The 20,292-nt window shown below is 68.5% G+C and carries 17 protein-coding genes; 6 read left to right on the top strand and 11 right to left on the bottom strand.

The window, feature by feature from the left end; all coding sequences use genetic code 11:
• Positions 1–26 precede the first annotated feature (26 nt).
• Positions 27–713 (top strand): FadR/GntR family transcriptional regulator, encoded by a 687-nt coding sequence (locus OOK40_RS08430; RefSeq protein ID WP_266477886.1) that lies wholly within the window; start codon positions 27–29, stop codon positions 711–713.
• Here the strand turns inward: OOK40_RS08430 and OOK40_RS08425 are convergent.
• The 7 genes from OOK40_RS08425 to OOK40_RS08395 form a co-directional block, all read right to left on the bottom strand.
• Positions 676–1,044 carry a hypothetical protein gene (locus tag OOK40_RS08425; RefSeq protein ID WP_266477884.1) on the bottom strand — a complete coding sequence of 123 codons (369 nt, stop codon included), beginning with the start codon at positions 1,042–1,044 and terminating at the stop codon, positions 676–678. The two genes, OOK40_RS08430 and OOK40_RS08425, sit on opposite strands and share 38 nt — an antisense overlap.
• Positions 1,045–1,257: 213 nt before the next feature.
• Positions 1,258–2,025, bottom strand: a complete 768-nt coding sequence (fabI, locus tag OOK40_RS08420; RefSeq protein ID WP_266477882.1) for an enoyl-ACP reductase FabI — start codon at positions 2,023–2,025, stop codon at positions 1,258–1,260.
• 4 nt (positions 2,026–2,029) lie between these two features.
• Entirely contained in the window at positions 2,030–2,734 is a 705-nt protein-coding gene (gene fabG, locus OOK40_RS08415) for a 3-oxoacyl-[acyl-carrier-protein] reductase (protein ID WP_266477880.1), read from the bottom strand.
• A gap of 161 nt (positions 2,735–2,895) precedes the next feature.
• Complete coding sequence (locus OOK40_RS08410) at positions 2,896–4,428, bottom strand: hypothetical protein (RefSeq protein ID WP_266477878.1); 1,533 nt, start codon at positions 4,426–4,428, stop codon at positions 2,896–2,898.
• The gene (locus OOK40_RS08405; protein ID WP_266477872.1) at positions 4,418–9,985 is read right to left on the bottom strand and encodes a hypothetical protein; all 5,568 of its coding nucleotides are present in this window, start codon (positions 9,983–9,985) and stop codon (positions 4,418–4,420) included. The genes OOK40_RS08410 and OOK40_RS08405 overlap by 11 nt, the downstream gene beginning before the upstream one ends.
• 416 nt (positions 9,986–10,401) lie before the next feature.
• A complete protein-coding gene (locus OOK40_RS08400) occupies positions 10,402–10,788 on the bottom strand; it encodes a PIN domain-containing protein (RefSeq protein WP_266477870.1) in 387 nt (128 codons plus the stop codon).
• Between the two features lie 5 nt (positions 10,789–10,793).
• Entirely contained in the window at positions 10,794–11,081 is a 288-nt protein-coding gene (locus tag OOK40_RS08395; protein WP_266477867.1) for a type II toxin-antitoxin system Phd/YefM family antitoxin, read from the bottom strand.
• Positions 11,082–11,339: 258 nt separating this feature from the next.
• Between OOK40_RS08395 and OOK40_RS08390 the strand changes: the two genes are divergently transcribed.
• The 3 genes from OOK40_RS08390 to tyrS are packed head-to-tail and all read left to right on the top strand — an operon-like array spanning position 11,340 to position 15,575.
• On the top strand, positions 11,340–12,863 hold the full coding sequence (locus OOK40_RS08390) for a TldD/PmbA family protein (RefSeq protein ID WP_266477865.1): 1,524 nt from the start codon (positions 11,340–11,342) through the stop codon (positions 12,861–12,863).
• Complete coding sequence (locus OOK40_RS08385; protein ID WP_266477863.1) at positions 12,860–14,251, top strand: metallopeptidase TldD-related protein; 1,392 nt, start codon at positions 12,860–12,862, stop codon at positions 14,249–14,251. Before OOK40_RS08390 ends, OOK40_RS08385 begins: the two co-directional genes overlap by 4 nt.
• 55 nt (positions 14,252–14,306) lie before the next feature.
• Positions 14,307–15,575 (top strand): tyrosine--tRNA ligase, encoded by a 1,269-nt coding sequence (tyrS, locus tag OOK40_RS08380; protein WP_266477861.1) that lies wholly within the window; start codon positions 14,307–14,309, stop codon positions 15,573–15,575.
• A 227-nt stretch (positions 15,576–15,802) separates the two neighbouring features.
• Here the strand turns inward: tyrS and OOK40_RS08375 are convergent, their stop codons facing one another.
• Positions 15,803–16,078 carry a GlsB/YeaQ/YmgE family stress response membrane protein gene (locus tag OOK40_RS08375; RefSeq protein ID WP_266477859.1) on the bottom strand — a complete coding sequence of 92 codons (276 nt, stop codon included), beginning with the start codon at positions 16,076–16,078 and terminating at the stop codon, positions 15,803–15,805.
• A gap of 215 nt (positions 16,079–16,293) precedes the next feature.
• On the opposite strand from OOK40_RS08375, the gene OOK40_RS08370 reads away from it, so the two are divergent.
• Both OOK40_RS08370 and OOK40_RS08365 read left to right on the top strand, forming a co-directional pair.
• Positions 16,294–16,668: a DUF3099 domain-containing protein gene (locus OOK40_RS08370; protein ID WP_266479009.1), complete on the top strand. Its 375-nt coding sequence runs from the start codon at positions 16,294–16,296 to the stop codon at positions 16,666–16,668.
• A 180-nt stretch (positions 16,669–16,848) separates the two neighbouring features.
• Positions 16,849–17,085 carry a hypothetical protein gene (locus OOK40_RS08365; RefSeq protein ID WP_266477856.1) on the top strand — a complete coding sequence of 79 codons (237 nt, stop codon included), beginning with the start codon at positions 16,849–16,851 and terminating at the stop codon, positions 17,083–17,085.
• 26 nt (positions 17,086–17,111) lie between these two features.
• On the opposite strand, the gene moaA is transcribed toward OOK40_RS08365, so the two are convergent.
• From moaA to OOK40_RS08350, 3 genes are all read right to left on the bottom strand, one after another.
• Complete coding sequence (gene moaA / locus OOK40_RS08360) at positions 17,112–18,101, bottom strand: GTP 3',8-cyclase MoaA (protein WP_266477853.1); 990 nt, start codon at positions 18,099–18,101, stop codon at positions 17,112–17,114.
• Between the two features lie 157 nt (positions 18,102–18,258).
• Complete coding sequence (locus tag OOK40_RS08355; protein ID WP_266477851.1) at positions 18,259–19,899, bottom strand: cation acetate symporter; 1,641 nt, start codon at positions 19,897–19,899, stop codon at positions 18,259–18,261.
• Complete coding sequence (locus OOK40_RS08350; RefSeq protein WP_266477849.1) at positions 19,896–20,261, bottom strand: DUF485 domain-containing protein; 366 nt, start codon at positions 20,259–20,261, stop codon at positions 19,896–19,898. The genes OOK40_RS08355 and OOK40_RS08350 overlap by 4 nt, the downstream gene beginning before the upstream one ends.
• Positions 20,262–20,292 lie beyond the last annotated feature (31 nt).

Here is a 20,292-nt window from a genome sequence, read left to right as displayed (position 1 = left end):
CACCACTCTCGTACGCAAGGAGCACCATGGCGCTGACCTCTCCCCGGCGTTCCGCGCTCTCCGATCAGGTGATCGCCGAGCTGCGGAACCAGATCACCTCGGGCGAGTGGCCGGTGGGCTCGCGCATCCCCACCGAACCGGAACTGGTCGAGCAGCTGGGCGTGGCCCGCAACACCGTCCGCGAGGCGGTCCGCGCGCTCGCCCACAACGGCCTTCTGGACATCCGCCAGGGCTCGGGGACGTATGTCGTGGCGACGAGCGAGCTGGCCGGTGTCATGCACCGCCGCTTCGCCGACGCCGACCCGCGGCACATCGCCGAACTGCGCTCCACGCTGGAGTCCTCGGCCGCCAGGCTGGCCGCCCAGCGCCGTACGGCCAAGGACCTCAAGCAGCTGGACACGCTTCTGGCCCGGCGCGAGGAGGCCTGGGCCTCGGGGGACGCGGAGCAGTTCGTCGCCGCCGACGCGACCTTCCATCTCGCGGTGGTGGCGGCCTCGCACAACGAGGTACTCAGCGAGCTCTACGCGGACCTGGGCGATCTGCTGCGCGACTGGCTCCGCGACGACGTGGGCCACGAGCTGCGCCCGGAACACCACATGGATCACGCGCGGATGGTCGAGGCGATCCGCGACGGCGACGGCGACACGGCGGCGACCGAGGCGGCGGGCTATCCGTTCATGTGCCCGCGGACTCCCGCAGGAGCTGATGGCTGACCCAGACGGCGCCGATCTCTTTCCAGCAGCGGTCGGTGAGTTCCGCGTAGCCGGCGGGGCCCACCTCGACGGGGGCGCTGTCCGCGTCGATGTCCCACCAGCGCTCGCACTCGACATGCAGCCGGACCCGGTCGACGGAGGGGTACGGGTTGTGGCAGTAGGCGGTGGCCCGGGAGCCCTCTATGACGGTGCGGCAGTCGGCCTCGTACCTCTGCGGCCGGGGCGGGGGCTCCGGCTCTTGGCGGTGCGGCTGGGAGACGGCGGCCGGCGCCGCCCACACGAGGACGGTCACCGTGGCCGGTACGAACGCGGAGCGCCAGGTCGTCACCACAAGCGGGACCTCCTCGGCCGTACTGCGGCAGGGTGGCCGCGGCTGCACCACAAGGGGGATTGCCCCTCAAGCCTCGCCGCCGGGGCGCGGTACCGCGCGGCTTCGGGGGCCGAACGGGCGACGCCCCGTCCCCCGCGCGCTGCGGGGTACGGGGCGTCGATGCCGTACGAAAGGGCCGTACGGAAGGGCCATACGAAGGGGTCGTACGAGAGGCTAGGCGCCCATCATGTGCACGCCGCCGTCCACGTGGACGATCTCGCCGGTGGTCTTCGGGAACCAGTCCGAGAGCAGGGCGACGACACCGCGGCCGGTCGGCTCCGGATCCGCCATGTTCCACTCCAGCGGGGAGCGGTGGTTCCACACGTCCGCCAGCTCCGAGAAGCCCGGGATGGACTTGGCAGCCATGGAGCCGATGGGTCCGGCCGAGATCAGGTTGCAGCGGATGTTCTGCTTGCCCAGGTCACGGGCGAGGTAGCGGGAGGTGGCCTCCAGCGCCGCCTTCGCCGGGCCCATCCAGTCGTACTGCGGCCAGGCGAACTGCGCGTCGAAGGTGAGGCCGACGACCGAACCGCCCTCCTGCATCAGCGGCAGGCAGGCCATCGTCAGCGACTTCAGGGAGAACGCCGAGACGTGCATCGCGGTCGAGACGGACTCGAACGGGGTGTTGAGGAAGTTGCCGCCGAGGGCGTCCTGCGGAGCGAAGCCGATGGAGTGGACGACACCGTCGAGGCTGCCGAGCTCCTCACGGACCAGGTCGGCGAGCCGGTCCAGGTGCTCGCTGTTGGTCACATCCAGCTCGATGACCTTGGCGGGCTTGGGCAGCTTCCTGGCGATGCGCTCGGTCAGCGTGGGCCGGGGAAAGGCGGTGAGGATGACCTCGGCGCCCTGCTCCTGTGCCAGCTTCGCGGTGTGGAAGGCGATGGAGGACTCCATCAGCACACCGGTGATCAGGATGCGCTTGCCGGCGAGGATTCCACTCATGTGATCAGTGACCCATGCCCAATCCGCCGTCAACGGGGATGACGGCTCCAGTGATGTACGAGGCGTCGTCGGAGGCGAGGAAGCGCACCGTGGCGGCGATCTCCTCCGGCTGCGCGTAACGGCCGAGCGGCACCTGCGAGACGATGCCCGCGCGCTGCTCGTCGGTGAGCACCTTGGTCATGTCGGTGTCGACAAAACCGGGCGCGACGACGTTGAAGGTGATGTTCCGCGAACCGAGTTCGCGGGCGAGCGAGCGGGCGAAGCCGACGAGACCCGCCTTGGAGGCGGCGTAGTTGGCCTGTCCCGCCGAGCCCAGCAGCCCGACCACGGAGGAGACCAGCACGACGCGGCCCTTCTTGGCGCGCAGCATGGCGCGGTTGGCGCGCTTGACGACCCGGAAGGTGCCGGTGAGGTTGGTGTCGAGGACGGAGGTGAAGTCCTCCTCGGACATCCGCATCAGCAGCTGGTCCTTGGTGACACCGGCGTTGGCCACCAGCACCTCGACGGGACCGTGCTTCTCCTCGATCTCCTTGTAGGCCTGCTCCACCTGCTCGGAGTCGGTGATGTCGCACTTGACGGCCAGGAAGCCGGCGGGCGGCTCGCCGGAGCGGTAGGTGATCGCGACCTTGTCGCCGGCCTCGGCGAACGCGCTGGCGATGGCGAGGCCGATGCCCCGGTTTCCTCCGGTGACGAGAACCGAGCGGCTCAACGGATCACCCTTTCGATAGCGGTCTGATACTCGAAAACCTATCGGTCCCGCACCCCCCGCGGAGAATCGGTCCCTGACAGCGCCTTCATCCAGTCCCTGTCGGGTCCCTACAGAAAGCGAAGACCGTGTACGTCATGGCGCCACGAGCGGCAAAGTCGACCCTACGTCGTACGCAGGTCCGCCCGGGACAGCTCGACGCAGAGCTCGGCAAGCGTTGTGTCGTAGAGCACGGCTCGGTGAGAAAGCACGTTCCGGGCCTGCACCAGGAGGCGGAGCAGCCGGGCATCCCGCTCCGGGAGCGCCAGGGCACCCTGAATGTGGGCGCGAAGGAGCTCCCCCACCTGAAGCTCGAGAAAGGCGAGCTCGGGCCGGTCGCCCAGGTACCAGATCGGCCGTTCAAGGTACGTGGCGACGACCGCCGCGACGGGACGGGTCAGATGACTGAGAGCGCGCGCCGCCAGCCTCTGCCTGGCCTCCTCGATCCACGGCAGCAGCACGCGCTGCTGCGCTTGCGAGATCAGCGTGCTGAGCCGGGCCTTGGCGTCCACGCTCCATTCAGCTATCGCGTCGGCACGGAGCCAGACACCCGGGTGCAGGCGCAGCCTCCCTTCCCAAGCGGTGATGGCGCCGGAGGCCCATGCCTCGCGAAATTCGGATCCAGGCCGGCGGCGAGAGCCGAGCTGGGCAGGCGGTGGCGAGCAGTCGGCGGCGAACGACGGGCCCGCGGCGAGGCAGCGCCTCAGTGCTGTGCCAAGGGCCTGCTGCGTCCCGTCCCACGCGACGGCAAGGCGCCGGGCCAGCTCAAGGTCCGGGCCGCAAATCTCGACAACGGTTTCAGCCCGCAATTCGCGCACGATGCGCTCGCGCAGTAGGTCGCGCTCATGCCGGGGCGCACCGCCGCGATCCAGGTAGGGCGTGATGGCCGTGGCAGTGTCCAGTCGCCCCAGGGCGCCCCACCACCAGTGCACGGCGGTGGCGGAGAGATCGAGATGCAGTTCGTCCGGAAGTGCCGCCGACACGTCGCCGAGCCGCGCAGCAACCAGCAGCCTGGGCCGCTGGCCCGGGGGCAGACCGGCCGCCTTTACCGCGGCCGTGAGCGACCGGTACAGCTGCTCGATGCCGGCGCCCCTGAGTGATGCGGTGTTCGGCTCCTTCCAGGCCCGCACTCCGACGACGGGCCGACGTCCGCCTCTTTCCGGATCAGTGAGGCAGCCGACAACCTCCTCCGCAGTGACCGAGAGCTCCTTTGCGATCCTTGCCAGGAGGTCGCGGGCCTCGGCATTCCTACCCGCGGTCTCCGTACGGGGCGCCGGAATGACTGGCGCGTGGCCTTGCGGTTCCCAGCCGAGGTCGAAGCCATCGTCGTAGAAGTCCAGGAAGGGCAGCGCTTCGGCATCTGCCCAGCCCTCGTGAACCGCCTCTGAATCGCCTGCGGCATTGCTCTCGTGTACCGCCTGCACCTTGGCGCCGTCTCTATCAGGCGGAGGCACGTCGACGCGACGTGACGCGCTGAACAGGGCACCCCGGTAGAGCTCATCGGCCTGTCCGGACTCCACCAGCCGGTCGGGTAGGAGCCAGAGGCAGTTCAGGCCCGCAGCGAGGTCCGCTGCGACACTCCGCAGTTGGCCACGTACGCCGGGGAGGTCGGCCAGATCGCTCAGATCCGCCGACTGCTCCTGCATCTCACTGCCCACCGGCAACCTTGGCACGCACCGCGCGATAGGTGACCGGTTCGACGGCGAATCCCTCGCTGGTCTCGTCGAGGACACCGAGCTGTTCCAGCCGGGTCAGCCACTCGTCGGTGTCGAAATCGGTCAGTTCGACTGCTGCCTGAACGTCGTCCCGGGGCACCCCTTGGCCCTCCTCCACATAACCGGTCCAAGCCACCAGGAGTTCTCTGTCCCGGGTGTCGAGCCCAGACTGGCGTAGGTGCAGGTCGGCGTTGCCCTCCTTGGCAATGACCGTGCGGATACGCTCGATGGCGTTGTCGAGCGTGGCGCCGTGCACCGACACGTCGGTCACCGCGGCCTCCATCCAGTGCGGCCAGCCTCCAGTGGCAGCGACGAGTCGGCCACGGTCCTCGCGCGAGACGAAGGGACATTCCGACCATGCACGGAGCGCGTCGGCGGTCCAGCGTTCCGGGCGCAGGCGCCGCACCGAGAGCTCCTCACCGTGTTCGGCGGCTGTCAGTTCGGCCACCACCGCGGCGTCCGCGACAACTACGGCAGAGCGGTTTTCGCTCCCGCTGCTGCGCGGCGCGGTCTGACGGACCAGCTTGTCCGAAGCGGGCCCGGCATGGGTGAGTAGGGCCAGAACTGCCGTGCGGAGCTCCCCGGCAGTGCTTCCGCACATGTCGGCGATCAGCACATGGGCCTTGCGGTGTCGGCCCTTGAGCAGCGCTCCCAGGTCCTCACCATGAACATGCTTGAGCACCTCCACGCCTCGGTTCTCCGCAAAGGCCGCCACTGCCTGCTTCACAAGCGCGGGATGGAACAGATCCGTCGTGCTGACAATGCTTACGCCGGGCTGGGCGGTGTCGTGGAGCTGTTCCTCGGTAAGGGGGCTGTACCGCTGCACATTGCGCCGATCGCGCCCGAGGACCCGACGCGCGGCGCGCGGGTTGTAGTCGTACGGCAGGCCGAACTCGGTTTCCTTCAGTTCGAGTTCCAGCTCCTCGCGGGTACCCAGCATGTTCACCACGTTGGGGCTGCGAACGGCGAATCGGGAACGGTCACCGAGTTGGATGAGCAAGCCAAGGCCGACCATTTCGGTGAGGAAGATCTGCACCTGCTTGGCGCTCAGCATCTCAAAGCCCTGCGGCCACGCCTCGCGGGCTTCCTGCAGGAGCTCGCTGGCGGAGTAGTCGCCCCGGTAGCCCTCCTCCAGGCTCCGCAGGACGATGACGAGGGCCAGTACCCGGTAGCGGTCTTCCAAGTTGATCGTGAACCTCAGTCGCTCGGCGATCTGACGGCGTACTGTCTCGGAGGCCGCCACCTTCTGGACGTCGTCCTCGGTGATCCGCACCGGACCGTCCGAAAAGGCGTACGGGCGTGCGTGCAGCACCCGAACCAGTTCGCGACAGAAGATCTGCACCAGGTTGGCCTGGTAGTTGGTGATGGCGAGAATCCGCCATACCAGTTCAGGCCTCTCGAAGGAGTATCCGAGCGCGGCCATCGGCTCGGTGACGAGCCGTATGGCAGCCTGCTGTCCCAGCGGGCCGATCAGCACGTCGGGACCGCCGTGCACAGTGGACACGTTGGAGAGGTGACCGAAGCGCTGCACTTGGTGCAGACCGGCGAAGACAATCTTGAAGCGGCGCTCGGTCTGCTCCATGAGTCGCTGGAAGTGCATAACGTTGGGGAACGTCGATTCGCTGCCTGCCCGGAACGCCCTTCGCGAGTCGGTGTTGAGGAAGGCGTCCGCCTCGTCGGCCAGTACCAGGAGGCGGCGTGTGTCGTCCACGTCGAGCCAGGCCCGGATGTTCTTGACCACGACGTCGGGACTCGCCTGCTCGGACATCTTGTTCGTGAAGACCCCCCTGCGCTTGAGGTCTTCCACCAGACGGTTCCAGATCCGCTCCGGCGCCTCCGCGTGCCCGATCTCGGCCTTGAGCAGGTCGAGGTAAACCGCCACATGTGTATCGGCCCTACTGGGGAAGATCTCCGCGACCCGGCGCAGCAAAGCCGACTTGCCCAGCTGGCGGCCACCGTAGAGGAACATCCCGCCCTCCCGGCCCATCACCTCCCGCATCTCCTCGTCGCGACCGTAGAAGACCTCCGGCGGAACGAGGCCGGCGACGAAGGGCGTGTACGGGTTGTACGCCGCCCAGGGAAGGGTCACGCGCTGCACCGAGCGGAAGGCGCCGGGGGCGCGGGCGGCCATCCATCCCATCACGGCGGAGTCCACGACCAAGGCCTGTTGGGCGAATGAGCGCGCCGACTCGGCGAGACTGCGCCGCCCTTCCGCCCCCAGCGGATGCAGGTAAAGCACGATGTTGGCGCCGACGTCGGCGTCTTCCAGGTGCGCGAGCGGTCCGTCGGCCGGCTGTTCCTCCCAGACCAGCAGGATGGTGTACGAGGTGGCGCGCGAGCCGAGTGCGGCAACATAACCGGCGCGCTCGGCCACATTCGCGCGCACCTTGAATCGGCGCATTCCCTGGCCCAAGGCCACCCGGTCGGCGGTGAGTTGGTGAGTGAAGAGTTCAAGGCCGAGCAGCCGCAGTACCCGCGGTATGTGCTGCTGCCACTCGCTGCCGCGGCCCAGCTTGGTACACAGCGCTTTCCAGGACTCGAGGCCTGCTGTCGCCGCCTGGGTGAGGGACGGTTCACCGTCTCCGTAATGAGCCGCCCACCATTGGGCGTCCACGCCCTCACCGCCTGCCTTGGGAGCCTCGGAGGCAGTGACGCCGGCGAGGAAGTCCGCAAGTTCCGAGCCGTTGTCGGCAAGCCGCTCGGGCAGCGGCTGGCGGCTCGTGGCGAGCGCGAGGAACTCCTGGGCGGTGACAGTGTCCCCCTCGTCGATGAGCCGGGCGATCCGGTCGTGGTCCACCGCGTCCAGCGCATGGTCCGGATCCCTGCGCAGTTGGGCCAGGTCATCGCGGAGCGCTCTCGTGGACTCTTCGACCAGGGCGGTGAGTTCGGTCTCGAGAGCTTGGAGGGAGTCGATGGCGAAGCGGTAACGCCCGGAGTCCTCACCGTCGGCGAACTCCTGCAGGCGACCGGCGAAGTCGCGTTCCCTGTCGGGCGCGAGCTGATTGAGGGTACGCATCTGCGCGAGAAGTCCGGCGGCGGCGCGGTGCCGCGCGCCGACCTGCCTGCGCCAGTCTTCGTGGGACTGCGTCAGGCGTCGCCGTGCGACCTCCGGCCACTCGAGGTTGGCGCACCCATAGGCGGTCGGCTCTCGCTCGACGGCTGCGATCAGTGCCCTGGCAAGGTGGAGGTCGCCGCTCTCCAGATAGCGACTGAGGGACGACTCAGCGTCGGCGGGCGCCAGCAGAGCGGCGATCCGGCGGGATGTCCGGGGGTCGTCCAGATCGGGTTCGCCCTCACGTGTGCGAGGCAGATCGGGCAGGCCCAGCAGGCAGTCGTCGGGCGGGATTGGGCCGCCGTTCTCGCGGAGCCGGTCGGCTGCATCGGTGACGAAGGTGTACTCGCCGGCCAACCATCTACGCAATAGGCCGAGTGCAGCGCCGCCCACACCGGCAGGCTCGGCCTGGTCTGCCAGGTCGCGCACTACGGAGACCAACTCGGGGATACCCCGATCGTTGGTCCCGGGCTGAGGACGGGCGGCGGCGCTCGCCGCTTCGGCACGTATCAGGACTTCGCCGACGGAGCGGCATGCGGTGTGCAGCTGCCGAAGCGCACCGGCGGTTATTGGCTCCTTGGCCTGCTTGGAGGTGCGGAAGAGGGAGTCGGTGTCCTCGATGAGACGGTCGATGTCCTCGGAGCGCCACAGCTCCTCGCCCAGGACGCGGAAGACGGGAGCGGGCGTACCGTGCGTGCTCCGCTCGGACCATTGAACGACCTGGTTCAGCGCCTGACGCAGCTTGCCGACAGGGCCGACGAGGTACTGGAGCACCTGGGAAGCTCGCTGGTACTTCATCTTGCGCCGTGGGAGATCGTCGAGGAGTTGTCGGGCGGTATGGCCAATCTCATCGCGAGTGTTGGCTTCCAGTCGACCTTCGTCGGCTTGCAACATGCCGGGCTCGAATGCCCTTCCGTCGCGGACCGCTGCGACCATCACATTGAGGAGGTGCTGCCAGGAACCGGTGAGGCCGGACGGCATGACGAATCCACTGATGAGCACGTGCGGCCAGCGGGCCGTGACCCCGGTGCGGAGAGCAGCTGCAAGCGCGACGAGGTGCGCCTCGCGGTCCTCCGTCGCGAGCGTGGGATCGAGTTCGTGCGTGATCTGCACGGGAGTGGCCTCGGAGTCGGACAGGCATCCGAACGCGGCGGCGGCGAAGGCGAGGGCCCGCGCGCGCACAGAGCTTTCCGCGGCTGCGGCGGTCATCCAGTACGCCTCCGCCACCCGCCCCTCCCGTAGCAGTCGCACCACCGGCGCCTCAGTCCCCGTGTCCCACGGGGCACGGGGGTCCCAGTCGGGCCGTTCTACTGCGGCGGGCCAGGGTTCCTCGCCCTGTGCGAAAGGCTCGGGCGAGTGCTTCACCAGGATGGTTACGACCGCCGTATCGCCTGCGTCCGCCGGCTCGGCGGGCGCAAGGGCGGAAGCCGCTGTCGGCGCCGTCGCGACGAGTGGTGCCTGCTCGGGGCGGACTTCGACCGGTTCTTCTGCGCCCGGTTCAACGCTGGATGGTCCCTCCGCCTCCGGCTCGGCGTCGGCAGCCCCGATCAGAGGCTCGGCCGGGTCCGTAACGCTCTGGGCCTCGGCGACCTCCTCCATCGTCGGGGCGGAGGGCGCATCGACACCGTACGGCTGCGGAGCGACGGAACGCGGCTCCGGGTCGGCTTCGAGGTGCCCGAGTTGCTCCATCTGCTGTTCGATGCGTTTCAGGTGACGGCGGAGGTCAACTGCCTCTTCCTCCTCGTCAGCCAACTCCAGGAGAGTGGCGTACGACTGAGCCTTACGGCGCAGTGCAGCGAGCTGCTCTGCGCGAGCCTCGCGCAGGCGGGCCAAGTCGGCCTCAATGTCCACGTAGCCGACATCTGCGCGCCAGGAGCAGCCCTCGCCACTGAGGTGTTCTGAGACGCGCATCCGGTGCTGGGTCCACACCGTCAACGCATCGGCGACATTCGCTGCGGGCAGCAGGCCGACCTCCACCTCTGCGGCCGTGTTGCGCAAGGCTACGGCCAGCTCCGCGCCGGAGCGCCTCAACTCCGCCAGAGAGTCCCTCGCATCGACTTTGCGCTCAGTTCGGGGCACGTGGGCGACAGCCTCACTCTCATGGCTGGAGGCCTCCCGGGCTTCCAGGGGCGGCTCCCCGGTCGGTTCGATGACAGCCTGATCGTCGTAGTCGGAACCGATGTCGCGAGCATCGGGCGGTGGAATGCGGTCTGCGGCCGAGCGCAGCTCCTGCTCGTGCTCACGGGCCAGCAAGGCAACCGGCCGGTCCTGCGCCTCGGGTGACGTCAGGCCGTACAGTGCACACCGCGCGAGGGGAGGGTCGAGCACAGTGAGCATGACCTCGAGCTGCTCGCGCGTCGGGTCGTCCAGGACTCGCTCCAAGAAGCCGTATTCCTGGCACAGCGTGTGGTAGGTCCAGTAGACCCCGCAGGCAGCCAGACTGAGCAACTGCGGCTGCTGGGCCCTGGCCAGCCAGACCCGCGTCGCATGCAGCTCCCGGCGCGAGGGTGACTGACCCCCGACGCGGGCCGCCTTGTGTCTGCACCTCTGCCCACGCAAACACTGATGCCAGGTCAACAGCGTTCGCAGATCAGCCTCGTTAAGGGATGACAGCCAGGTCCGTAATTCAGTTGCCCACCCGCGCATGGCCGCGATCCTCTCACCGTACGAACTGGCCGGTCTATGCCAGAGCGCTCCTCCTTGACAGTAGGTCATGTTCGTTTGCGGAATTGGCCCCAGCGCGAATCCACGTCGCAGTGATGAATCGGCGCTCGGTGACGAGCATGGCGGCCTTCCGGCCGAAAGATCACGGACAGGGCGGTCGCGCGTCGAGCAGCCCGCGGTCGCAGTACTGGATGCGTCACTCAGTCAGCCACGCCGGGCGCGGACGCGGCCAATCCGGCCTGCCGCGCCGCGTCGAGCATCCGCTTGTCGTAGGTGATCAAGGAATCGAGAGCCTCACCGATGGCCAGCGCACTCGCCACGTGGATGGCATCAAGGGAGCGCAGGGAAGCCGACACCCTGGTGGCCAGGTTCCTCACGTCCTCCGTAAGAAGGATCTCGGTCACCATGCCGTCCAAGTCCGCCAGGGCGTTCGGGTAGGAGCCGACCTTGTCCAGCTGGCGGACCGTCTCCACGAACCCGAGGGTGCTGGTTGCCATCGGAACACCGGAGCGGGCCGCGAGGAAGCTCCGCAGCGCCGCCGCGTTGGACCGGCCAGTCAGCAGCGTCAGCAGAGCTGACGAATCCATGTAGATCAACGGTGTTCGTCCTCCCGCTCCGCAAGCAGGAGCTCGACCGGGTCAGGCGCATCGGCGGGGATGTCGTACTGCGGCAGCCGGTCGAGGTCGGAGGTCGTGGCGGCCTTCAACCGGATTTTCCCCTGGGCAACAAGGTCCGAGTACCGGGCCATCGGCCCTGAGCCGGGAAGCAGTATGGCGATGACGTTTCCATGGCGCGTTACCTGGACCGCCTCGCCCTTTTCGACGCGAGCGAAGACGGCGCTGGGGTTGTAGGAGAACTCACGGACCGAGATGGTGCTCATTGGGTCTCCCTTCCTTGAGCGGACATGTACCTACACTCCCGGGATTGTACTCACATCACTCGGCAGCCGCTCATGATCCGGCCTTCTGTCCCAGCAGGATGGACCGACCCGGCTTGCCTCGTTGGTTCCTTCGTTCAGCTGTCGGCCGAAGCCACGCCTGCTGCGCAAACCCAAGAGATCCCGGCCGGTGAGACGTGGTTCACTGCCCGCTGACGCTTACTGGGCCGAGTCACAGTGAAGTGAAGGGAAGGGCCGTCCGTGCCCCATGACATCGATCAGACATTCACCACTCTGCCGCTACGGGCCCTCGCCGACGCGGCACTCGCCCGGGCGCGTGCGCTCGGCGCCGAGCACGCCGACTTCCGCTTCGAGCGCGTACGCAGTGCGGCGTGGCGGCTGCGCGACGCCAAGCCCGCCGGATCGTCCGACACCACCGACATCGGGTACGCGGTGCGGGTGGTGCACGGCGGCGCCTGGGGGTTCGCCTCCGGGGTCGACATGACCATGGACGCGGCCGCCCGGGTCGCGGGCCAGGCGGTGGCGATGGCCAAGCTGTCGGCGAAGGTGATCGCCGCAGCCGGCTCCGACGAGCGGGTGGAACTGGCCGAGGAGCCGGTGCACGCGGACCGCACCTGGATCTCCTCGTACGAGATCAACCCGTTCGAGGTACCCGACGAGGACAAGACGGCGCTGCTCGCGGAGTGGAGCAACCGGCTGCTGCGGGCGGAGGGCGTGGCGCATGTGGACGCGTCGCTGCTCACCGTGCAGGAGAACAAGTTCTACGCGGACACGGCGGGCACCGTCACCACGCAGCAGCGGGTGCGGCTGCATCCGGTGCTCACGGCCGTCGCGGTCGACGAGTCGACGGGCGAATTCGACTCGATGCGCACGATCGCCCCGCCGGTGGGCCGCGGCTGGGAGTATCTGACCGGCACGGGCTGGGACTGGGACGCCGAGCTGGAGCAGATCCCGGGGCTGCTGGCGGAGAAGATGCGAGCGCAGAGCGTCGAGGCCGGGCGCTACGACCTGGTGGTCGACCCGTCGAATCTCTGGCTGACCATCCATGAGTCGATCGGTCACGCCACCGAGCTGGACCGGGCGCTGGGGTACGAGGCGGCCTACGCGGGGACGTCCTTCGCCACCTTCGACAAGCTGGGGAAGCTGGCGTACGGCTCGTCGGTGATGAATGTGACCGGCGACCGGACCGCCGAGCACGGGCTCGCGACCATCGGCTACGACGACGAGGGCGTCGAGGCGCAGTCGTGGGACCTGGTCAAGGACGGGACGCTGGTGGGCTACCAGCTGGACCGGCGGATCGCGAAGCTGACGGGCCTCGGCCGTTCCAACGGCTGCGCGTTCGCGGACTCCCCCGGTCATGTGCCGGTGCAGCGGATGGCGAACGTGTCCCTGCAGCCCGATCCGGGCGGGCTCTCCACGGAGGATCTGATCGGCGGCGTGGAGCGCGGGATCTATGTGGTCGGCGACCGGTCGTGGTCGATCGACATGCAGCGCTACAACTTCCAGTTCACCGGGCAGCGCTTCTTCCGTATCGAGAACGGCAAGCTCGCGGGTCAGCTGCGCGATGTCGCGTACCAGGCGACGACGACGGACTTCTGGGGGTCGATGGAGAAGGTGGGCGGCCCGCAGACCTATGTCCTGGGCGGCGCCTTCAACTGCGGCAAGGCCCAGCCGGGCCAGGTCGCGGCGGTCTCCCACGGCTGCCCGTCCGCGCTGTTCCGCGGCGTGAACATTCTGAACACGACTCAGGAGGCCGGTCGATGAGCCGCACCAGCAAGCCGCACGAGATCGTCGAGCGGGCCCTCGAACTGTCCACCGCCGACAGTTGCGTGGTCATCGCCGACGAGCACTCCTCCGCCAATCTGCGTTGGGCGGGCAATGCCCTGACCACCAACGGTGTCACCCGCGGCCGCACCCTCACCGTCGTCGCCACCGTCGACGGCTCCGAGGGCACCGCGTCCGGTGTCGTATCGCGCTCCGCCGTCACCGCCGACGACCTGGAGCCGCTCGTACGTGCCGCAGAGGCCGCCGCGCGCGGGGCGGCCCCCGCCGAGGACGCGCAGCCGCTCGTCGAACAGGTCCCCGCGTCCCCCGACTTCACCGATGCGCCCGAAGAAACCTCCTCCGCCGTCTTCGCGGACTTCGCGCCCGCGCTGGGCGAGGCGTTCGCCCGCGCCCGGGCCGGCGGGCGTGAGCTGTACGGCTTCGCCAACCACGAGCTCACCTCCACCTACCTCGGTACGTCGACGGGACTGCGGCTGCGCCACGACCAGCCCAACGGCACGCTGGAGCTCAACGCCAAGTCCCCCGACCGCTCCCGTTCGGCCTGGGCGGGCCGCTCGACGCGGGACTTCAAGGACGTCGACCCCGCGCTGCTCGACGCGGAGCTCGCGGGCCGGCTCGGCTGGGCCGAGCGCCGGATCGATCTGCCCGCGGGCCGGTACGAGACGCTGCTGCCGCCCACCGCGGTGGCCGATCTGCTGATCTACCAGCTGTGGTCGTCGACGGCCCGGGACGCGGCCGAGGGCCGTACGGTCTTCTCCAAGCCGGGCGGCGGTACCCGCATCGGCGAGACGCTCTCGCCGCTGCCGTTGACCCTGCGCAGCGACCCGAACGAACCGGGTCTGGAGTCCGCGCCGTTCGTGATCGCGCACTCCTCGGGCGACGACGCGTCGGTCTTCGACAACGGCCTGCCGCTGTCGGCGACGGACTGGGTACGCGACGGAAAGCTGGAGCACCTGGTCACCACCCGGCACAGCGCCGCCCTGACCGGCCTGCCCGTCGCGCCCGGAGCGGGCAATCTGATCCTGGACGGTGGCGGCGAGCGCTCGCTGGACGAGATGGTCTCGGCGACCGCCCGCGGGCTGCTGCTGACCTGCCTCTGGTACATCCGCGAGGTCGACCCGGCGACGCTCCTGCTGACCGGGCTGACCAGGGACGGCGTCTACCTCGTCGAGAACGGCGAGGTGGTCGGCGAGGTGAACAACTTCCGCTTCAACGAGTCGCCCGTCGATCTGCTCTCGCGGACCACCGAGGCGGGACGTACCGAGAAGACGCTGCCGCGGGAGTGGGGCGACTGGTTCACCCGGGCCGCGATGCCCGCGCTGCGCATCCCGGATTTCAATATGAGTTCGGTCAGCCAGGGCGTATAACCTCGTACTCGTCCCTGGACACACCGAATGGCACATCGAAGGAGACGCGAGAGACGTGACGGACATCGTCGACGAACTGCAGTGGCGTGGGCTGATCGCCCTCTCCACTGACGAGGACGCATTGCGCAAGGCGTTCGCGGACGGTCCCGTCACCTTCTATTGCGGCTTCGACCCGACCGCGCCCAGCCTGCACCTGGGCAATCTGGTCCAGATCCTCACCATGCGCCGGATCCAGCTGGCGGGTAACCGCCCGCTGGGTCTGGTCGGCGGCGCCACCGGTCTGATCGGTGACCCGAAGCCGAACTCCGAGCGCACGCTCAACGCGCCGGAGGTCGTCGCGGGCTGGGTGGAGCGGCTGCGCGGGCAGATCGAGCGCTTCCTCGACTTCGAGGGCCCCCATGCCGCGACCATGGTCAACAACCTGGACTGGACGGCGGGCCTGTCGGCGATCGACTTCCTGCGCGACATCGGCAAGTACTTCCGGGTCAACAAGATGATCGCCAAGGAGGCGGTCGCCCGACGGCTGAACTCCGACGCGGGCATCAGCTACACCGAGTTCAGCTACCAGATCCTGCAGGGCATGGACTTCCTGGAGCTGAACCGGCGGTACGGCTGCACGCTGCAGACCGGCGGCAGCGACCAGTGGGGCAATCTGACCGCGGGTACCGACCTGATCCACCGGGTCGAGCCGGAGGCCGAGGTGCACGCGCTGGCCACCCCGCTGATCACCAAGGCGGACGGTACGAAGTTCGGCAAGACGGAGACCGGCACGGTCTGGCTCGACCCGGAGCGCACGACTCCGTACGCCTTCTACCAGTTCTGGCTGAACGCGGACGACCGGGACGTCTCCAAGTTCCTGCGGATCTTCAGCTTCAAGTCCCGCGAAGAGATCGAGGAGCTGGAGACGCTGACCGCGGAGCGGCCGCAGGCGCGTGCCGCGCAGCGGGCGCTGGCGGAGGAGCTGACGACGCTCGTGCACGGCACGGACGAGTGCGCGGCCGTCGTCAATGCCTCGAAGGCGCTGTTCGGGCAGGGCGAGCTGGCCGGGCTCGACGAGCCGACGCTGCGGGCGGCGCTCTCCGAGCTGCCGCATGCCCAGGTCGCCGAGCTGGCTCCGGTCGTGGACCTGTTCGCGGAGGTGGGGCTCGTGGCCAGCAAGTCGGCCGCCCGCCGGACCGTGAAGGAGGGCGGGGCCTACGTGAACAACGTCAAGGTCGCCGCGGAGGACGCGGTGCCGGCGCGTGAGGATCTGCTGCACGGGCGCTGGCTGGTGCTGCGCCGGGGCAAGAAGAACCTGGCCGCGGTCGAGGTCACCGCGGGCTGACCGGCTGCGCCAATGACTCCGCCCCTTGGGCCTGTCGTTTGGATCAGGCCGGATCAGTGAGCGGGGTCTGGTGCGTGGGATCGCAAGGCGGAGGAAAGAGCCGACGCGGAGCGTCGGCGACTGACGACAACGCAGCGAGCGTGCGTGCCAGGGCACGCGAACCCGGCAAGATCCGAACGACAGGCCCTAACGCCCGCTGCGGGTTCGGGGCGGAGCCTTGCCGGGGCTCAGGCTCTTTGCCTGTTGCCGCGTACGGCGGTGTAGGCCATGTCTCCCAGGAGCACGATCACCACGGCCGCCGCGAGCTGGAGTACGTGACGCCCCCAGTCGATGCCGCTGGTCTCGTCGATGCCGAACCCACGCGCCAGCGCATTGCCGATCAGGGCGCCGATGATGCCGAAGATGGTGGTCAGCCAGAGCGGACTGTGCTGCTTGCCCGGGATGATCGCCTTGGCGATCAGACCGAGCACGAATCCCACGATGATCGCCCACAACCAGCCCATGGCTGCCTCCTCGTACAACTCTGCGTGAGCATTACGCCTCAGTCTCGGGCTGCCCGCCGTACAGCGCATGCCGGGCACAGCCATACGCACTACGGCGCAGCCGCGACCACGCAGGTGGGGCCCGCCCCGGTCTCGTAGGTGTCCGATGCGCGGCGTACGGTGGAAAGCGTCAGGACCGGGGAGTGTCCGACGTGGAAATCGGGTGGTGGAACGTGATGCGGAAGCATGGCAGCACGGAGGTCTTCCGGATCACGGGAGCGCGCCAGGGTCTCGCTGACGATGTGCGCGGACGGGAGCGCCGCTATGTGATCTCGATGTCGGTCCGGACCGTGGCGGTGATCCTTGCCGTGGTCCTGTGGAATGTGGAACGCCCTGTGGCGATCGTGGCGCTGGTGCTCGGCGGGATTCTCCCGTACATCTCCGTGGTGATCGCCAACGCGGGCCGGGAGAGCGCCCCTTCGGCCCCCTCGACGTTCGTCCCCGCACCGTCCCGGCCGATGATCGCGCCGGTCTCCCCGCCCGCCGCCGCGGAAGGAGAGCCGGAAGCCGACGGAGCCCGGCAGGAGGCCCAGGGGCGGGAACAGAGCTGATTCCAGGGGGCTCCCGAAGCTCAGGAAAAGCTCAGATCAATCATGAAGTTCCGGTGCACCTCACCCCACTCCCCGTGACATACTTCGTAGGCGCTCCGCATCCCCCGTCGGAGCGACGGACCGACGCCGGGCAGCTCCCCCCGTGGCTGCTCGGCGTCGCCATGTGGTGGTCATTTCGGTATGGACGTAAGAGTGAGTGACGAGACCCCGATCTGCTCCGCGAAGGCCTGCCGCGCCGAGGCCGTCTGGGTGCTCGCGTGGAACAACCCGAAGCTGCACACTCCGGAGCGCCGCAAGACCTGGCTCGCCTGTGACGAGCACCGCGAGCACCTGTCCAACTTCCTTGGCCTGCGCGGCTTTCTGAAGGATGTCGTGACGCTGGAGGAGTGGGAGCGCAATCCGGGTGCCGGAGGCTAGCTAGGGCCTGATCCAAACGACAGGCCCTAACCGCCGATCGCTGACATCGGGCGGTCGGGCTGCAGGAATGAGGGGTCGTCGAGGCCCGAGCCCGCCTTCTTGCCCCACATCGCCAGCTTCCATATGCGGGCGATCTCCTCGTCCGGCGCGTCCGAGCGCAGGGCGGACCGCAGGTCCGTCTCCTCACGGGCGAACAGACAGTTGCGCACCTGGCCGTCGGCGGTGAGCCTGGTGCGGTCGCAGGCGGAGCAGAAGGGGCGGGTGACGGAGGCGATGACCCCGACGCGGTGCGGCCCGCCGTCCACGATCCAGCGCTCGGCGGGCGCAGAGCCGCGCTCCTGCTCGCCCTCGGCGGTGAGCGTGAAGCGCGTACGCAGCGACTCGAGGATGTCGCCCGCGGTGATCATGCCGTCGCGCTTCCAGCCGTGCTGGGCGTCCAGCGGCATCTGCTCGATGAAGCGCAGCTCGTAGCCATGGGCGACGGCCCAGGCCAGCAGTTCGGGGGCCTCGTCGTCATTGAGGCCCGGCATCAGGACAGTGTTGACCTTGACCGGGGTGAGGCCCGCCTCGCGGGCGGCCTCCAGGCCGTCCATCACGTCGTGGTGGCGGTCGCGGCGGGTGAGGGTCTTGAAGACCTCGGGCCGCAGGGTGTCCAGCGAGACATTGACCCGGTCCAGGCCCGCGGCCTTGAGGGCCGCCGCGGTGCGCTTGAGGCCTATGCCATTGGTGGTCAGGGACATCTTGGGGCGCGGTGCGAGAGCGGCGCAGCGCTCCACGATCCCGACCAGGCCGGGCCGCAGCAGCGGCTCCCCACCGGTGAAGCGGACCTCGGTGATGCCGAGATCGGTGACGGCGATACGGATCAGCCGGACAATCTCGTCGTCACTGAGCAGATCGGGCTTGGCGAGCCACTGCAGGCCTTCTTCCGGCATGCAGTACGTACACCGCAGATTGCAGCGGTCGGTGAGTGAAACACGCAGGTCAGTGGCCACACGGCCATAGGTGTCGATGAGCACGGTGGGCCCCCTCCCCGGTTCAGCGGATCTTATTGCTACCGAGCCTACGCCAGGGCACCGACAACGCACGGGGCCCGATTGTCACGAGGAGCGGTGCGGCCGCGTCGTAGGACTCTACGACGCGGCCGCGGGACGGACTCGTACGATGCCCTCTCGCTCAGTGTGCTCCGGTGCCGGTGAGGGACCTGACCTCGAGCTCCGCGTACTTGCCCTTGTCGGGCTCCTCCTTGGACAGCACGGTGCCGAGCCAGCCGAGCAGGAAGCCCAGCGGGATCGAGACGATGCCCGGGTTCTCCAGCGGGAACCAGTAGAAGTCCGCCTCCTTGAACATGGAGGTGGGCTTGCCGGAGACGACCGGCGAGAAGAGCACCAGCACCACGGCCGAGGTCAGACCGCCGTAGATGGACCACAGCGCGCCCTGCGTGGTGAACCTCTTCCAGAACAGGCTGTAGAGGATCGTCGGCAGGTTCGCGGACGCGGCGACCGCGAAGGCGAGGGCGACGAGGCCGGCGACGTTCAGATCGCGTGCCATCGCGCCGAGCGCGATGGAGACGATGCCGATGGCGACCGTCGCCCAGCGTGCCGCCCGGACCTCTTCCTTGTCGGTCGCCTTGCCCTTGCGGATGACGTTCGCGTAGATGTCGTGCGCGAAGGAGGACGAGGAGGCCAGGGTCAGGCCCGCGACCACCGCGAGGATGGTGGCGAAGGCGACCGCGGAGATCACCGCCAGCAGGACGGAGCCTCCCGTGGAGCCCGAGCCGCCGCCGATCTCCAGGGCCGCCAGTGGCGCCGCCGTATTGCCTGCCTTGTTGGAGGCGATGATGTCGCCGGGCTTGAGCAGGGCCGCCGCGCCGAAGCCGAGCACGATGGTCATCAGATAGAAGGCGCCGATGATGCCGATCGCCCAGTTGACCGACTTACGCGCGGCCTTGGCGGTGGGCACGGTGTAGAAGCGGATCAGGATGTGCGGCAGTCCCGCGGTGCCAAGCACCAGCGCGAGGCCGAGCGAGATGAAGTCCAGCTTCGATGTGCCGGTCTTGCCGTACTTGAGCCCCGGCTCCAGGAAGGACGCTCCCTTTCCGCTGTTCTCGGCCGCCTTGCCGAGCAGGTCGGAGAGGTTGAAGTTGAACTTCAGCAGGATCAGGAAGGTGATGAGCACGGTGCCCGCGATGAGCAGCACCGCCTTGACCATCTGCACCCATGTGGTGCCCTTCATGCCGCCGATGGTCACGTACACGATCATCAGCACGCCGACCAGGGCGACGATCGCGATCTTGCCCGCGTCGCTGGTGATGCCGAGCAGCAGCGAGACCAGCACGCCCGCGCCCGCCATCTGCGCCAGCAGATAGAAGATCGAGACGACGATGGTGGAGGTGCCTGCGGCGGTACGGACCGGGCGCTGGCGCATGCGGTAGGCGAGGACGTCGCCCATCGTGTAGCGGCCGGAGTTGCGCAGCGGTTCGGCGACCAGCAGCAGCGCGACCAGCCAGGCGACGAGGAAGCCGATCGAGTAGAGGAAGCCGTCGTAGCCGAAGAGGGCGATGGCGCCCGCGATACCGAGGAACGACGCGGCCGACATGTAGTCGCCGGAGACCGCGAGACCGTTCTGGAAACCGGTGAACTGGCGGCCGCCCGCGTAGAAGTCGGCGGCGTTCTTGGTCTGGCGTCCGGCCCACACGGTGATGAACAGGGTGGCGACGACGAAACACGCGAAGAGCGTGATGATCAGCGGCCGGTGTTCGCTCGCTTCTTCGGCGGCGAGCTGGACCGTGGGATACGCGGCGTACGCGGCGCTCATGCGTCGTCCTCCATGCGGGACTTGATCGCCTCGGCCTTGGGGTCGAGCTTCTCGGCTGCGTGACGCGAGTAGAGCCAGGCGATGAGGAACGTGGTGGCGAACTGGGCGAGTCCGAAGACGAGGGCGACATTGATGTTGCCGAAGAGCTTGGTGCCCATAAAGCCGCCGGCGTAGTTGGACAGCAGTACGTAGAGCAGGTACCAGGCGATGAAGGCGACGGTCAGGGGAAAGGCGAAGGAGCGGTATGTGCGGCGCAGTTCGCCGAATTCCGCGCTCTCCTGCACCTCGACGAACGACTCTGTCGTGGGCTGAACGGGGCTGGTGTCCGTACCGCCCTGGGGCGGCGGTGCATCGGTGGCCACGGAAACTCCTCGCGACGCGGGTGCGGTGGGG

Origin of the sequence: Streptomyces sp. NBC_01481 (assembly GCF_026339995.1) — a bacterium.
Classification (GTDB): domain Bacteria; phylum Actinomycetota; class Actinomycetes; order Streptomycetales; family Streptomycetaceae; genus Streptomyces.
This window is presented reverse-complemented; position numbering and strand designations above follow the sequence as displayed.

Bases quoted from the DNA above. Each gene is read 5' to 3' on its own strand.
- OOK40_RS08430 (WP_266477886.1), top strand. From the start codon at position 27: ATGGCGCTGACCTCTCCCCGGCGTTCCGCGCTCTCCGATCAGGTGATC.
- fabI (WP_266477882.1), bottom strand. From the start codon at position 2,025: ATGAGTGGAATCCTCGCCGGCAAGCGCATCCTGATCACCGGTGTGCTG.
- OOK40_RS08400 (WP_266477870.1), bottom strand. From the start codon at position 10,788: ATGGATTCGTCAGCTCTGCTGACGCTGCTGACTGGCCGGTCCAACGCG.
- OOK40_RS08395 (WP_266477867.1), bottom strand. From the start codon at position 11,081: ATGAGCACCATCTCGGTCCGTGAGTTCTCCTACAACCCCAGCGCCGTC.
- OOK40_RS08385 (WP_266477863.1), top strand. From the start codon at position 12,860: ATGAGCCGCACCAGCAAGCCGCACGAGATCGTCGAGCGGGCCCTCGAA.
- OOK40_RS08375 (WP_266477859.1), bottom strand. From the start codon at position 16,078: ATGGGCTGGTTGTGGGCGATCATCGTGGGATTCGTGCTCGGTCTGATC.
- OOK40_RS08370 (WP_266479009.1), top strand. From the start codon at position 16,294: ATGCGGAAGCATGGCAGCACGGAGGTCTTCCGGATCACGGGAGCGCGC.
- OOK40_RS08365 (WP_266477856.1), top strand. From the start codon at position 16,849: ATGGACGTAAGAGTGAGTGACGAGACCCCGATCTGCTCCGCGAAGGCC.
- OOK40_RS08355 (WP_266477851.1), bottom strand. From the start codon at position 19,899: ATGAGCGCCGCGTACGCCGCGTATCCCACGGTCCAGCTCGCCGCCGAA.